The following is a 13,981-nucleotide window of genomic DNA, read 5'->3' on the forward strand; positions in this document are numbered from 1 at the left end:
GGGTGGTCGTACGGGGCGTACGGCGGTACGGGTCGTGCGGCGGTACGGCGCTGCGGCGGGTTCAGGGGGCCGCCGGGGCGGTCGGGGCCGGTGGGCCGGTGAGGTCGCGCTGTACGGGGACCCGGGCGTCCCGTAGGTCCCGTGGGTCGGAGGTGCGGCGGGGCGGGCGAGGGCCTCGTGGGTCGCGCGGGTCGCCCGGACCGCCGCCGGGGCTGTCGGGGTCGCGGAGGCGGGCGCGTAAGGCGCGGACCTCCTCGGCGAGGGTGAGCTGGCGCTGGTGGGCGTCGTAGAGGTAGCGGACCTTGGTGCGCAGCGCCCAGGGGTCGACGGGCTTGGTCACGAGGTCGGCGACGCCGAGGCCGAAGGCGGCGGAGGTCAGCTCGTGGTCGGGGCCGAATCCGGTGAGGAGGACGACCGGGATGTGCTGGGTCTGCTCCAGCCGCCGCAGGTAGCGGACCACGTCCAGGCCGTCGGTGCCCGGGGTGCGCAGGTCGAGCAGGAGCAGCCCGACCCGGCCCCGCATCACCTGCTTGAGCGCCTCGTCGCCGCTGGTCGCGCGGGCGAGGCGGTAGCCCAGCGGGGCGAGGGCGCTCTCCAGCGCGTACAGCGTGTCCTGGTGATCGTCGACGATGAGAATCCGTGCGTCCGGTGGCATGCCCCCACACCCCTCCCGCGATGGGACCACCAGCTTACGTCGGAACCCTGACGCGGAGTGCCCGTCGGTTGACGCCGGGTGTGCGCCGGGGCGTGTCCGGGGGCGGACGGAGCGCGCCGGGGGCGGGGATCAGGGGCGCGGAGGGCGCGGATCAGGGGCGCGGGGCGGAGGTCAGGGGCGTGAGGCGGTCGTCAGGGGCGCGGGGCGGGGGTGCGGCCCGCGTCGTCGGCGATGCTCTCGTGGTGGCGGATCACCTCGGCGATGATGAAGTTCAGGAACTTCTCGGCGAACGCGGGGTCCAGCTTGGCGCTCTCGGCGAGGGCGCGCAGCCGGGCGATCTGGCGGGCCTCGCGCGCCGGGTCGGCGGGCGGCAGCTGGTGGCGGGCCTTGAGGAGACCGACCTGCTGGGTCGCCTTGAACCGCTCGGCCAGCATGTGGACGACGGCCGCGTCGATGTTGTCGATGCTGTCCCGCAGCCGGCCGAGCTGCTCCTGGACGGCGGGCTCCACGGGGTCGACGTCACCGGTTCCGGTGCTGCTGGTGGTCATGGGGGATCACCCTAGTGCGGGACCGGTGCCCCGTGATCGCCTGTCCGGATCTCGGCCGGGGCCACCGGCGCGCGTTCTCGTACAGTGGAAGGGGCTGCCCGGCGGCTTGGGGGTGCGGACGTGGCGAACGGCGGACCGGTCGAGCACGGCTATCCGCATCTGGAGACGGTGCGGGACGCCGTCACCGCGCTGTACCGGCGGCTCTCCCCCGACACCGTCCGGCTCTTCGCGACCAGCGTCGCCCCGGCCGACGTCGCCTTCGGCGACACCGACGACCTGCACCTCGGCGCCCAGCGGATCGCCCGCGAACTCGTCCGGCACTTCCGGCTCCCCGACGCCCGCATGATCGTCGGCTTCCGCGCCATGGAACACGCGGCGAACGTCGAACTCACCGCGGGACCCGAGTACTTCATCGAACTCAACGACCGGTTCCGCACCCATCGGCGGGACATCGGGGCCGCCCTCGCGCACGAGATCATGCACGTCTTCCTGCACCGGATGGACCTCGCGTTCCCCGGCACCCGCGCCAACGAGATCCTCACCGACACCGCGACCACCTACCTCGGGGCGGGCTGGCTGCTGCTGGACGCCTTCCGCGAGGACGGGGCCTCCTCGCAGAAGCTGGGCTATCTGACGCCGGAGGAGTTCGGATACGTCCTCGCCAAACGGGCGCGCGTCTTCGACGAGGACCCGTCCGCCTGGTTCACCAGCGCGCAGGCGTACGCCGCGTATGTCGCGGGGCGCGAGCGGGCGCGGTCGGACGAGCGGCGGCCACCGCTGGTGGGGGCGGGGTGGGTGGGGCGGCGCAAGTACGCGCGGGCGCGGGCCGCCTCCGGCGGGACGGCCTCCGGCGGGGCTGGGGGTGAGGGGGGTTATGCGTTCGAGGTCGATGGGCGGGGGGTGTCTCGGGTGACGTTCGCCTGTCCGGCGTGTTGGCAGCGGATTCGGGTGGTGGTGCGGGGGCGGGTTCGGGTGCGGTGTGGGGTGTGCGGGGGGATCTGGGAGTGCGATACGTAGGCTGCGGGCGGGGGTTGGATTCTGTGCTGGTGGGTTGGTGGGTGGGGTTGGTTTGGGTGGGCGTTCTGGGGGCTGCTGCCCCCAGGCCCCCGCTTCGGCCCTGGACGGGCCTCGTCCTCAAACGCCGGACGGGCTGGAGGGGGCGGCCCGGGTCCTGGAAGGAGCGGCCGGGCTCTGGGAGGGGCGGCCCAGGTCCGGAGTGGTGGGTCATGTTCCGTACACCCTCCCCGGTTCCGTCGCCTCCGCCAGGAGTTGGCGGGCCCGCTCCCCCGCCTCCCTGGGGGTCCAGCGTGCGCCTTTGTCGGCTGTGGGGCCCTCGCGCCAGCCTTCCATGACGGTGATGCGGCCGGCCTCGGTGGCGAAGACGCGGCCGGTGACGCCCTCGGCGGCGCGGGAGCCGAGCCAGACGACCAGGGGGGAGACGTTGTCGGGGGCCATCGCGTCGAAGCCGGTGGCGGGGGCGGCCATGGTGGTGGCGAAGGTGCGTTCGGTCATCCGGGTACGGGCGGCGGGGGCGACGGCGTTGACCTGGACGCCGTAGCGGGCGAGTTCGGCGGCGGCGACCAGGGTCAGGGCGACGACCCCTGCCTTGGCGGCGCTGTAGCCCGCCTGGCCCACCGAGCCCGACAGGCCCGCCCCGCTGCTGGTGTTGACGACCCTGGCCGCCGGTCGGCGCCCCGCCTTCGCCTCCGCCCGCCAGTGGGCCGCCGCCTGCCGCAGCGGGAGGAAGTGCCCCCGCAGGTGGACCCGGATCACGGCGTCCCAGTCGTCCTCGTCGAGGTTGACGAGCATCCGGTCGCGCAGGAAGCCCGCGTTGTTGACCAGGGTGTCGAGGCGGCCGTACGTGCCGAGGGCCGTCGTGATCAGCGAGGCGGCGCCCTCGGCGGTCGCGATGTCGGCGGTGTGGGCGACGGCCTCGCCGCCCGCCGCCCGGATCTCCGCGACGACCCGCCCGGCGGGGCTGCCGGGACCGGGAGTGCCAGGATCTGGGCTGCCCCGGTCGGGGGTGCCGTCCAGGGTCACGCCGAGGTCGTTGACGACGACGCGGGCGCCCTCGGCGGCGAAGGCCAGGGCGTGGGCCCGGCCGAGGCCGCGCCCCGCGCCGGTCACCACCACGACCCGGCCCGCGCAGAGCCCGCCCGCGCCGGGGACTCCGGTCAGCCGTTCGTCGTCGTCTCTCACCGGTCCCTTCCCTCCCCTTTCCGCTCCCCCTCCGGTACGGCCCTGTCCCGTGTGCCCGTCGCGGTCGCCGCGGTCAGGAACGCGGGGCGTTCGCCGCCGCCGTGGACGTGCAGGCTCGCGCCGCTGACGTAGGCCGCGGCGTCGGAGGCGAGGAACACCGTGGCGGCGCCGATGTCCGCCGGGTCGGCGAGGCGGCCGAGCGGGACCGTGCGGGCGACCGCGGCGAGGCCCTCGGCGTCGCCGTAGTGGAGGTGCGCCCGCTCGGTGCGGACCATGCCGACGACCAGGGTGTTCACCCGCACCTCCGGCGCCCACTCCACCGCCATGGAGCGGGCCAGGTGCTCCAGCCCCGCCTTGGCCGCGCCGTACGCGGCGGTGCCGGGCGAGGGGCGGGTGCCGCCGACGCTGCCGATCATCACCACCGAGCCCCGGGCGCGGCGGAGGTGGGCGTGGGCGGCGAGTGACACCGTGAGGGGCGCGAGAAGGTTCAGTTCGAGCACCCGCAGGTGGTGGCCGGGATCGGGGCCGGTGAACGGGCGGTGGGGGGCGCCGCCCGCGTTGTTGACCAGGACGTCCAGGCGGGGCAGCGCGTCCACGGTGCGCCGTACGGCGTCCGCTTCCCGCACGTCCAGGGGGACGAACTCGGTTCCGGGCAGGGGCACTTCGGGGGGTCTGCGGGCGCAGACCAGGACCTCGGCACCGGCCGCGGCGAGGGCCCGCGCGATGCCCGCGCCGACGCCCCGGGTGCCGCCCGTGACGACGGCGAGCTTCCCGTGCAGCTCCATCCGCGCTACCTTCCGCCTAACAAACGTTTGGTGGAAAGGTAGCTGATGCTTCCATGGGTGTCTCCACCTCGTCCCCGGAAAAGGGGATCGCGTCGGTCACGGTGTCCTTCCCGCCGGTGAACGCCCTTCCGGTGGACGGGTGGTTCGCGCTGGCCGACGCCGTACGGGCCGCCGGGCGCGACCCCCGGACCCGGTGTGTGGTGCTGGCCGCCGAGGGGCGCGGCTTCAACGCGGGCGTGGACATCAAGGAGTTGCAGACGGGCGGCCCCGGCGCGCTGATCGGCGCCAACCGCGGCTGCTTCGAGGCGTTCGCGGCGGTGTACGAGTGCGAGGTGCCCGTCATCGCGGCGGTGCAGGGCTTCTGCCTGGGCGGCGGCGTCGGGCTGGCGGGCACCGCGGACGTGGTGGTGGCCGCCGAGGACGCGGTGTTCGGGCTGCCCGAGCTGGACCGGGGCGCGCTCGGCGCCGCCACCCACCTGGCCCGGCTGGTCCCCCCGCACCTGCTGCGCGCCCTGTACTTCACCGCGCGCACCGTCACCGCGGCCGAGCTGCGCGCCCACGGCTCGGTGTGGCGGGTGGTGAAGCGGAGCGAACTGCTCCCGGCCGCGCTGGAGTTGGCGCGGGAGATCGCCGCGAAGGACGGTGAGCTGCTGCGGCTGGCCAAGGCCGCCCTCAACGGCATCGACCCCGTCGACGTGCGCCGCAGCTACCGCTTCGAGCAGGGCTTCACCTTCGAGGCGGCGGTGAGCGGCGTGGCCGACCGGGTGCGCGGCACCTTCGGACGGGACGGGGAGGCCTGAGTGGACGACACGGCACGGACGGGACGCGGGGCGGACGGGGCGGCCGGGGTGGCCGCGGAGCGGGGCGGGAAGGTGATGTCCGCCGACGAGGCCGTGTCCCGGCTGCGCAGCGGGATGAAGGTCGGGATCGGCGGGTGGGGGTCGCGCCGCAAGCCGATGGCGCTGGTGCGGGCGCTGCTGCGCTCGCCGGTCACCGATCTGACGGTCGTCTCCTGCGGTGGTCCGGACGTCGGGATGCTGGCGGCGGCGGGGCGGATCAGGCGGCTGGTCGCCGCGTTCGTGACGCTCGACTCCGTGCCCCTCGAACCGCACTACCGCGCGGCCCGCGAGGGCGGCACCCTCGCCCTGGCCGAGCTGGACGAGGCGATGTTCCTGTCCGGGCTGCGCGCGGCGGCCGAGCGGCTGCCGTTCCTGCCGGTGCGGGCCGGTCTCGGCTCCGACGTGATGCGGGTCAACCCCGGCCTGCGGACGGTCACTTCGCCGTACGAGGACGAGGAGACCCTGGTCGCCGTGCCCGCGCTGCGGCTGGACGCGGCGCTGGTGCACGTCAACCGGGCCGACCGGCTGGGCAACGGGCAGTACCTGGGGCCCGACCCGTATTTCGACGACCTGTTCTGCGCGGCGGCCGACACCGCGTACCTCTCGTGCGAACGGATCGTCGACACGGCCGAGTTGACGAAGGCGGGGCCGCCGCAGTCGCTGCTGGTCCGGCGGCACACGGTGACCGGGGTGATCGAGGCCCCGGACGGGGCGCACTTCACGTCCTGCGTGCCCGACTACGGCCGCGACGAGGCGTTCCAGAAGCGGTACGCGACCACGCCCTGGCCCCTGTTCGCGGCCCGCTACCTCGACGGCGGCGACGAAGCGGCGTACCGGGCAGCCGTGGCGGACGACCGGGAGAGGGGCGGGGCGTGACCGGCACCGGCGACAGCGGCACAGGCACCAGCCCAGACGGCAGCGGCAGCATCGATGCCCTCGGCACGGGTTCCGGTGTCGGCCGCGCGGGCGCCGACTCCCGGACCCCCCGGCTCTCCCGGACCTCCCGGCCCTCCCGCGCCGAGTACTGCGTCGTCGCCTGCGCCGAGGCGTGGCGGGGCGCCGGGGAGATCCTGGCGAGCCCCATGGGCACGGTCCCGTCGATCGGCGCGCGGCTCGCCCGGCTGACCTTCGCGCCCGAGCTGCTGCTGACCGACGGTGAGGCGCGTCTCGTCGCCGCGGACGGCACCGTGGAGGGCTGGCTGCCCTACCGGGACCACCTGGCGCTGGCCGCGGGCGGGCGGCGGCACGTGATGATGGGCGCGAGCCAGCTCGACCGGTACGGCAACCAGAACATCGCCTGCGTCGGCGACTGGCGGCGGCCCGTACGGCAGTTGCTCGGGGTGCGCGGGGCGCCCGTCAACACCCTGAACCATCCGGTGAGTTACTGGATACCGAGGCACTCGCGCCGGGTCCTCGTCGAGCGGGTCGACATGGTGTGCGGGGTGGGGCACGACCGGGCGGACGGGCCGCACGGTGCCCGGCCGCACCGGCTGGTCCGGGTCGTGACCGACCTGGCGGTGCTGGACTTCGCCACGCCCGACGGCTCGATGCGGCTGGCCTCGCTGCATCCGGGCGTGACCGTGGGGCGGGTCCGGGAGGCGACCGGCTTCGCGCTCACCGTCCCGGACGGCGTGCCGTACACCCGTGAACCGACCGCGCGGGAGCTGGAGTTGATCCGCGCGGTGCTGGACCCGGGCGGGGCGCGGAACCGGGAGGTGGCGGGCTGATGGAGACCGCGCTGACCCGGCTCGTCGGGGTGCGGCACCCCCTTGTGCAGACCGGGATGGGCTGGGTGGCGGGGCCACGCCTGGTGTCGGCGACGGCGCGGGCCGGTGCGCTCGGCATCCTCGCCTCCGCGACCATGACCGTCGACCAACTCCGGGACGCCGTAAAGGAGGTGCGGTCGCGGACGACGGCGCCGTTCGGGGTGAACCTGCGGGCGGACGCGGCCGACGCCGGGGACCGGGTGCGCGTCCTGGTCGAGGAGGGCGTGCGGGTGGCGTCGTTCGCGCTGGCGCCCTCGCGGGAGCTGATCACGGAGCTGAAGGAGGCGGGCGTCGTCGTCCTGCCGTCCGTGGGAGCCCGGCGGCACGCGGAGAAGGTCGTCGCCTGGGGCGCGGACGCGGTGCTGGTGCAGGGCGGGGAGGGCGGCGGGCACACCGGGGAGGTGGCCACGACGGTGCTGCTGCCGCAGGTGGTGGACGCCGTGGACGTACCGGTGGTGGCGGCGGGCGGCTTCTGCGACGGGCGGGGGCTCGTCGCGGCGCTCGCGTACGGCGCGGCGGGCGTCGCCATGGGCACGCGGTTCCTGCTGACCTCGGACTCGACCGTGCCGGACGCGGTGAAGGCGCGGTACCTGGCGGCGACCGTCCGGGACGTCACGGTGACCCGGGCCGTGGACGGGCTGCCGCACCGCATGCTCCGCAGCGACCTGGTGGACGCGCTGGAGCGGGCCGGGCGGGTGCGCGCGCTGGGGCAGGCGGTGCGGAGGGCGGCGGAGCTGCGGCGGCTGACCGGGCTGACCTGGCGCGGGATGCTCCGCGACGGGCGGGCGCTGCGGCACGGCAAGGACCTCTCCTGGAGCCAGGTCCTGCTCGCCGCGAACACCCCGACGCTGCTGCGCGCGGCGATGGTCGACGGCCGTACCGACCTCGGTGTGATGGCGGCGGGCCAGGTCACGGGCCTGATCGACGATCTGCCGTCGTGCGCGGAACTCGTGGAGCGGGTGATGGCGGAGGCGGAGGAGGTCCTGGGCAGGCTCACGCTCATGGCGGACGGTCCGCGCGCGGCGGACGATCCAGCGACTTCTGCCTGACCGACCGTCCCGCCTGACCGACCGTCCCGCCTGACCGTACGTTCCGCCTGACGGAGCCGCCGTACGACGGCTCCCCCGCCCGCACGGGTCCACTCAGAGGCGTTCGATGATCGTCACGTTCGCCTGGCCGCCGCCCTCGCACATGGTCTGGAGGCCGTAGCGGCCCCCGGTGCGTTCGAGTTCGTGCAGGAGGGTGGTCATCAGGCGGGCGCCGGTGGCGCCGAGGGGGTGGCCGAGGGCGATCGCGCCGCCGTTGACGTTGACGCGGGCGGGGTCGGCGCCGGTCTCGGCGGTCCAGGCGAGGACGACCGGCGCGAACGCCTCGTTGATCTCCACGAGGTCGATGTCGTCCAGGGTCAGGCCGGTCTTCTTCAGGGCGTGCGCGGTGGCCGGGATCGGCGCGGTCAGCATCCGGATGGGGTCCTCGCCGCGCGCCGAGAGGTGGTGGACGCGGGCGCGGGGCCGCAGCCCGTGCGTGCGGACGGCGGCCTCGGAGGCCAGCAGCAGCGCGGCGGCGCCGTCGGAGACCTGGGAGGAGGTCGCGGCGGTGACGGTGCCGCCGTCGAGGACGGGCTTCAGGGCCGCCATCCGTTCGGCGGAGGTGTCGCGGCGCGGGCCCTCGTCGACGGTCACCGGGCCGAGGGCCACGATCTCGCGCCGGAAGCGGCCCTGGTCGAGCGCGTTCAGCGCCCGCCGGTGGGAGCGCAGCGCGTACTTCTCCTGGTCGGTGCGGGAGATGCCCCAGCGGGCGGCGATCATTTCGGCACCGGCGAACTGGTTGACCGGCCGGTCGCCGTAGCGGGCCCGCCAGCCCGCGCTGCCCGCGAAGGGGCCCTCCGTGAAGCCGAGGGGTGCGGCGGCCTGCCGGGTCGCGAACGCGATCGGTATCTGCGACATGTTCTGCACGCCGCCCGCGACGACGAGGTCCTGGGTGCCGGACAGCACGGCCTGCGCCGCGAAGTGCACGGCCTGCTGGGACGACCCGCACTGGCGGTCCACGGTCACGCCGGGCACCTCCTCGGGGAGTCCGGCGGCCAGCCAGCAGGTGCGGGCGATGTCCCCGGCCTGCGGTCCGACGGTGTCGAGACAGCCGAGGACGACGTCCTCCACGGCGGCCGGGTCGACGCCCGCGCGCGCCATCAGCTCCTTGAGGACGTGGGCGCCGAGGTCGGCGGGATGCACCCCGGCGAGCCCTCCCCCGCGCCGCCCCACGGGCGTACGGACCGCTTCGACGATGTAGGCCTCGGCCATGGCGACTCCCGGTGCGTCGGATACGTGGAGACGTACGTGCGTGCGCGCGTGGGACACGTGCGCTGGTGCGGGAGGTACGGGAGGTGCGGGACGTACGAGGTGGTGCGAGGTCGTGCGAGGTGGTGCGAGGTGGTGCCGGTGGCGCGGGTGGTGCGGAACGGCGCCCGCCGTGCGGACGGGGCGTCAGGCGGGGCGTACGGCGATGCCGTCCAGGACCATCGACAGGTACTGGCGGGCGATCTCCTCGGGGCTGTGCTGTCCGCCGGGCCGGTACCAGGAGGCGGCGACCCAGACGGTGTCGCGGACGAAACGGTAGGTGAGGCGGACGTCCAGGTCGGCGCGGAAGACGCCCGCGCCGACGCCGCGTTCCAGGGTGGCCAGCCACGCCCGTTCGAAGCGCCGCTGGGAGTCGGCGAGGAACGCGAACCGTTCCTGCGCGGCCAGGTGACGGCTCTCCTTCTGGTAGATCGCGACGGCGGCACGGTGCCGGTCGATCTCCCGGAACGACTCGGTGACCAGGGCCTCCAGCGTCTCGCGCGGCCCGGACCCGGCCGCGAGGACGGAGTCGTAGCCGTCCCACAGCTCGTCGAGGAAGGTCCGCAGGATCTCCTCCAGCATCGATTCCTTGGAGTCGAAGTGGTAGTAGAGGCTGCCCGCGAGCAGGCCCGCGTGGTCGGCGATGCGGCGGACGGTGGTGGCGTTGTAGCCCTGCTCGGCGAAGACCTCGGCGGCGGTGTCGAGGATCTCCCGGCGCCGGGCGGGCGCCGCCGCCTTCGCGGCACCCTTCACGGCGGGCTTCGCGGCAGGCTTCGCGGGGGGCTGCCGCGGGGACGTCACCGGCGGCTTCACCTGGGGCTGTTTCTTCGGGGGCACCCGCACATTGTCGCTCCGCCGCCCCCGTCTCAGGCACGCCGGCTGCTGACGGACACGACCTCGCCGGTCATGTACGACGAGTAGCCGGAGGCGAGGAACACGATCACGTTGGCCACCTCCCAGGGTTCGGCGGGCCGCCCGTACGCCTCGTGCGCGGTGAGGTCGGCGAGGAGGTCCGGGGTGGTGACCTTGACCAGGTGGGGGTGGAGGGCGAGGCTCGGCGCGACCGCGTTGACCCGCACCCCGAGGGCGGCGGCCTCGACGGCGGCGCAGCGGGTCAGCGCCATCACGCCCGCCTTGGCTGCCGCGTAGTGCGCCTGTCCGGCCTGGGCCCGCCAACCGGCCACGGAGGCGTTGTTGACGACGACCCCGCCGCCCTCCTGATCGCGGAAGTGCCGCAGCGCGGCGCGCACGCAGCGGAAGGTGCCGGTCAGGGTGACGTCCAGGACGCGCGCCCACTGCGCGTCGGTCATCTCGGTCAGGGGCGCGGTGCCGCCGAGCCCGGCGTTGTTGACGACGACGTCGAGGCGGCCGTGGGTGTCGACGGCGGCGGCGAACAGGCGGCGGACCTGGTCCTCGTCGGTGACGTCGCAGGGCAGCGCGGTGACCGCCGCCGGGCCGAACTCGGCCGCGAGGGCCGCCTCGTGCTCCTTGAGGCGGCGCGGGTGGGCGTCGCTGAGCAGCACCCGGGCGCCCTCCTCCAGCAGGCGGCGGGCGGTGGCGCCGCCGATGCCGGTCCCGGCCGCGGCGGTGACGAGGGCGGTCCGCCCGCGCAGCAGCCCGTGCCCCGGCACATAGGACGGAGTCTCGACGTCTGTCATGGGGGCACGCTAACCTACCAAACACTTGTTAGGGAAGACTAGGGATGACGGAGCGAGGCAGGCCAGGCAGGAGAGACGAGAGAGACAGGAGAGGGAGGGCGAGCATGGAACGGGACCGCACGGGCGACGATGCGGACCGCACGGGCACGGACCTGGACCGCACCGGCATGAATCTCGACCTGACGCCGGAGGACGAGGCGTTCCGGGCCGAGGCGCGCGCCTGGCTGCGCGCGCACGTCCCGGCGCGGCGCCCGCCGTCGCTGGAGACGGCGGAGGGCTTCGCCGCGCACCGCGCGTGGGAGGCCGAACTCGCCGCGGACCGCTGGTCGGTGGTGGACTGGCCGGCCCGGTTCGGCGGCCGGGACGCGGGCCTGGTCCGCCGTCTGCTCTTCGAGGAGGAGTACTGGGCGGCGGGCGCCCCCGGCCGCGTCGGGCAGAACGGGGTGAGCCTGCTCGCCCCGGCCCTGTTCGCGCACGGCACCGAGGAGCAGCGGGCCCGTGTGCTGCCGTCGATGGCGACGGGCGCGGTGGTGTGGGCGCAGGCCTGGTCGGAGCCGGAGGCAGGGTCGGATCTGGCGGCGCTGCGCTCGCGGGCGGTGCGCGCGGACGGCGGCTGGCTGCTGAGCGGGCTGAAGACGTGGTCGTCGCGGGCCGCGTTCGCCGACCGCGCCTTCGGCCTGTTCCGCTGCGCCCCGGACACCCCGAAGCCCCATCAGGGCCTGGTCTACGTCATGTTCGGGCTGCGCGAGCCGGGGGTGACGGTCCGGCCGATCGCCCGGCTCGACGGCAGACCGGCGTTCGCGGAACTCCACCTCGACCGGGTCTTCGTGCCCGACGCGGACGTGATCGGCGCGCCGGGGGACGGCTGGCGGATCGCGATGGCGACGGCGGCCGACGAGCGTGGGCTCACCCTGCGCTCCCCCGGTCGCTACCTCGCCGCCGCCGACCGGCTGCACGCCCTGTGGCGGGCGACGGGCAGCCCGGCGTGGGCGCAGGACCGGGTCGCGGACGCGCTGACCGGCGCCCGCGCCTACCAGTTGTTCACGTACGCCGCCGCCTCCCGCCACCTCGCGGGCGAGCCGCTCGGCCCGGAGTCCAGCGAGAACAAGGTCTTCTGGTCGGAGTACGACCTCGCCCTCCACGAGACCGCCCTCGACCTCCTCCCCGACCACCCACCCCCCACCCCGACCCCGCCGCCACGCCCACGCCCACCGATCCCCCCGGCCGACCCGGCCGACCCGCTCACCGACCCCCACCAGCAGTGGCAGGAATGGCACGCCTGGCAGGAGGGCTACGTCTTCGCCCTCGCCGGTCCCCTCTACGCGGGCACCAACGAGATCCAGCGCGACATCGTCGCCGAACGCCTCCTGGGCCTGCCGAGAGGACGCCGCTGATGCGCTTCCTGCCCGACCCCGAGCAGCGGGCGTTCGTCCGCGCGCTGGACGCCCGGCTGACCGCGGCCGGCACCCCGGCGGTGGTACGGGCGTGGAGCCGCGGCGCGCACGGCCCCGGCCGGGCCCTGTGGTCCGGTCTCGCGGAGGCAGGCGTCTTCGCGCTGGCCGTCCCCGAGGAGTACGACGGGCTGGGCGTGCGGCCCGTGGAGCTGGCCCTCGCCTTCGTCGAGCTGGGACGGCACGCGGTTCCCGGCCCGCTGGTCGAGACGGTGACCGCGGCAGCCCTGCTGACCGGCACCCCGTACGCGCGGAGGTTCCTGCCGGGGCTCGCGGCCGGGGAGACGCTCGCGACCCTGGCACCGGACGGCGCGCCCGCCCTGGACGGCGACGCGGCGGGGCTGCGCCTGGCGCTCTCCCCCGGCGGGCTGCGGCTCGCTCCGGGCCACGGTCCCGTCCGTACCGGCATCGACCCGTCCCGCCGCCTCACCCCGCTGCTGCCCGGCGGGCCGTCCCTGGGCCCGCCCGCGCCCGGTGCCCTCGGCGTGGCCCGGCTCGCCACCGCCGCCCAGGCCCTCGGTGTGGGTCTCGCCCTGCTGGAGCGGACGGTCGGACACGTCCGGCGGCGGCACCAGTTCGGTGTCCCGGTGGGCTCGTTCCAGGCGGTGAAGCACCGGCTCGCCGACGCCCGGATCGCCCTGGACTTCGCCCGCCCCCTGGTCCTCGGCGCCGCCCTGACCCGCTCCCCCACCGACCTCGCCATGGCCAAGTCGGCCGCCTGCGAGGCCGCGTACGCCACCGCGCGTACGGCGCTCCAGTTGCACGGCGCGCTCGGCTACACGGCGGAGTACGACCTGTCGCTCTGGATCGTCCGGGCGCGGGCCCTGCGCACGGCGTGGGGCGGCCCGCACGCCTGCCGGGCGGCCGTCCTCGAAGGCGCCGCCGCCCGTGAACGGCCCGCGACCGTGTGACTCAGGGCGCGGCGGGCCGTACGATCCCCCGCGCCCGCGCCGCCACCAGCCACTGGGGGAACTCGCCCAGCAGCCGGTCGTAGAGCTGGGCGTCGGAGACCTTGCGCGGGTCGGCGCCCGCGTGGAAGAACCCGGCGTTGTCGACGACCCGCTTCCCCGGCACGGGCAGGTCGTCGAGGCGGCGCAGGAAGTCGAACTGCTTGCTCGACGCGTCACCGAAGCCGATGAACTGCCAGAAGAGGGGCAGCACGGCGGCCTTGCAGAGGTACCGCTCGGTCGCGGCCCTGTTGCTCGGCCCGCCGTCCGTCTGGAAGACCACGAACGCGGGGTCCCTGGAGCCGCTGTCGAGGTAGTGGTCGATGACTTCGTCCATCGCCAGGTGGTAGTTGGTCCTCCCCATGTGCCCGAGGCCCGCCACGATGCGGTCCACGCGGCCGTGGTGGTCGTCGAGGGCGATGTCGGTGACGGCGTCGACGTCGGTGGAGAAGAACACCACCGGGACGCTGCCGTCGTCGTCGAGGTGCGCCGACAGGCCGAGGACGCGGTCGGCGAGCGCCTGGACGCTGCCGTCGCGGTAGTACGGCTTCATGGAGCCCGAGTAGTCGACGACCAGGTAGACGGCGGCGCGCTGCCCGTCGAGGCCGTGCTTCGTGAGGGAGACCCCGGCGCTCTTGTAGAGGTCGACCAGGGCGGGGGCCGTCTCCTGGACCTTGCGGAGGCTGATCGCGACCATGGGGCACACCCTCCCACACCGGGCGGCGGCCCGGACATGCGGAGGCGCCCGCCCAGTCGTCCGGTCGGGGACTGTGGGGCAGGCGCCACCAGTGTCCCGC

Annotated in this window: 15 protein-coding genes; 7 read left to right on the forward strand and 8 right to left on the reverse strand. The window is 75.2% G+C overall.

From position 1 onward, the window contains the following. Window positions 1–61: 61 nt before the first annotated feature. Window positions 62–655 (reverse strand): two-component system response regulator, encoded by a 594-nt coding sequence (locus ACIQPQ_RS30050; RefSeq protein WP_401309887.1) that lies wholly within the window; start codon window positions 653–655, stop codon window positions 62–64. A 191-nt stretch (window positions 656–846) separates the two neighbouring features. Continuing rightward, window positions 847–1,203: a chorismate mutase gene (locus ACIQPQ_RS30055; RefSeq protein WP_401309890.1), complete on the reverse strand. Its 357-nt coding sequence runs from the start codon at window positions 1,201–1,203 to the stop codon at window positions 847–849. A gap of 120 nt (window positions 1,204–1,323) precedes the next feature. On the opposite strand from ACIQPQ_RS30055, the gene ACIQPQ_RS30060 reads away from it, so the two are divergent. Beyond that, a complete protein-coding gene (locus tag ACIQPQ_RS30060; RefSeq protein WP_401309893.1) occupies window positions 1,324–2,220 on the forward strand; it encodes a hypothetical protein in 897 nt (298 codons plus the stop codon). Window positions 2,221–2,427: 207 nt separating this feature from the next. On the opposite strand, the gene ACIQPQ_RS30065 is transcribed toward ACIQPQ_RS30060, so the two are convergent. Both ACIQPQ_RS30065 and ACIQPQ_RS30070 read right to left on the reverse strand, forming a co-directional pair. Beyond that, window positions 2,428–3,402: an SDR family oxidoreductase gene (locus ACIQPQ_RS30065; RefSeq protein WP_401309896.1), complete on the reverse strand. Its 975-nt coding sequence runs from the start codon at window positions 3,400–3,402 to the stop codon at window positions 2,428–2,430. Beyond that, a complete protein-coding gene (locus ACIQPQ_RS30070; RefSeq protein ID WP_401309899.1) occupies window positions 3,399–4,187 on the reverse strand; it encodes an SDR family oxidoreductase in 789 nt (262 codons plus the stop codon). The genes ACIQPQ_RS30065 and ACIQPQ_RS30070 overlap by 4 nt, the downstream gene beginning before the upstream one ends. A gap of 53 nt (window positions 4,188–4,240) precedes the next feature. Here ACIQPQ_RS30070 and ACIQPQ_RS30075 point away from each other — a divergent pair, with 53 nt between their 5' ends. From ACIQPQ_RS30075 to ACIQPQ_RS30090, 4 genes are all read left to right on the forward strand, one after another. Continuing rightward, window positions 4,241–4,987: an enoyl-CoA hydratase family protein gene (locus ACIQPQ_RS30075; protein ID WP_401309902.1), complete on the forward strand. Its 747-nt coding sequence runs from the start codon at window positions 4,241–4,243 to the stop codon at window positions 4,985–4,987. Between the two features lie 75 nt (window positions 4,988–5,062). Continuing rightward, on the forward strand, window positions 5,063–5,902 hold the full coding sequence (locus ACIQPQ_RS30080) for a CoA transferase subunit A (protein WP_401310013.1): 840 nt from the start codon (window positions 5,063–5,065) through the stop codon (window positions 5,900–5,902). Then, complete coding sequence (locus tag ACIQPQ_RS30085; protein WP_401309905.1) at window positions 5,899–6,753, forward strand: CoA-transferase subunit beta; 855 nt, start codon at window positions 5,899–5,901, stop codon at window positions 6,751–6,753. The genes ACIQPQ_RS30080 and ACIQPQ_RS30085 overlap by 4 nt, the downstream gene beginning before the upstream one ends. Beyond that, window positions 6,753–7,841, forward strand: a complete 1,089-nt coding sequence (locus ACIQPQ_RS30090) for an NAD(P)H-dependent flavin oxidoreductase (RefSeq protein WP_401309908.1) — start codon at window positions 6,753–6,755, stop codon at window positions 7,839–7,841. The genes ACIQPQ_RS30085 and ACIQPQ_RS30090 overlap by 1 nt, the downstream gene beginning before the upstream one ends. A gap of 93 nt (window positions 7,842–7,934) precedes the next feature. On the opposite strand, the gene ACIQPQ_RS30095 is transcribed toward ACIQPQ_RS30090, so the two are convergent. The 3 genes from ACIQPQ_RS30095 to ACIQPQ_RS30105 all read right to left on the reverse strand — a co-directional run bounded on the left by ACIQPQ_RS30095 (window position 7,935) and on the right by ACIQPQ_RS30105 (window position 10,786). After that, on the reverse strand, window positions 7,935–9,092 hold the full coding sequence (locus ACIQPQ_RS30095) for an acetyl-CoA C-acetyltransferase (RefSeq protein ID WP_401309911.1): 1,158 nt from the start codon (window positions 9,090–9,092) through the stop codon (window positions 7,935–7,937). Window positions 9,093–9,275: 183 nt separating this feature from the next. Then, window positions 9,276–9,881, reverse strand: coding sequence for a TetR/AcrR family transcriptional regulator (locus ACIQPQ_RS30100; protein ID WP_401310015.1), 606 nt, complete (start codon window positions 9,879–9,881; stop codon window positions 9,276–9,278). Window positions 9,882–9,994: 113 nt separating this feature from the next. Next, entirely contained in the window at window positions 9,995–10,786 is a 792-nt protein-coding gene (locus ACIQPQ_RS30105) for an SDR family oxidoreductase (RefSeq protein ID WP_401309914.1), read from the reverse strand. Between the two features lie 167 nt (window positions 10,787–10,953). Between ACIQPQ_RS30105 and ACIQPQ_RS30110 the strand changes: the two genes are divergently transcribed. Together ACIQPQ_RS30110 and ACIQPQ_RS30115 are read left to right on the forward strand one after the other, a co-directional pair. Further along, window positions 10,954–12,180 (forward strand): acyl-CoA dehydrogenase family protein, encoded by a 1,227-nt coding sequence (locus tag ACIQPQ_RS30110; protein ID WP_401310018.1) that lies wholly within the window; start codon window positions 10,954–10,956, stop codon window positions 12,178–12,180. Continuing rightward, on the forward strand, window positions 12,180–13,148 hold the full coding sequence (locus tag ACIQPQ_RS30115; RefSeq protein ID WP_401309917.1) for an acyl-CoA dehydrogenase family protein: 969 nt from the start codon (window positions 12,180–12,182) through the stop codon (window positions 13,146–13,148). Before ACIQPQ_RS30110 ends, ACIQPQ_RS30115 begins: the two co-directional genes overlap by 1 nt. A 1-nt stretch (window position 13,149) precedes the next feature. Here ACIQPQ_RS30115 and ACIQPQ_RS30120 read toward each other — a convergent pair whose 3' ends face one another. Further along, window positions 13,150–13,881: a vWA domain-containing protein gene (locus ACIQPQ_RS30120; RefSeq protein WP_401309920.1), complete on the reverse strand. Its 732-nt coding sequence runs from the start codon at window positions 13,879–13,881 to the stop codon at window positions 13,150–13,152. Window positions 13,882–13,981 lie beyond the last annotated feature (100 nt).

It is taken from the genome of Streptomyces sp. NPDC091281 (genome assembly GCF_044757425.1).
In the GTDB taxonomy this organism is placed as follows: domain Bacteria; phylum Actinomycetota; class Actinomycetes; order Streptomycetales; family Streptomycetaceae; genus Streptomyces.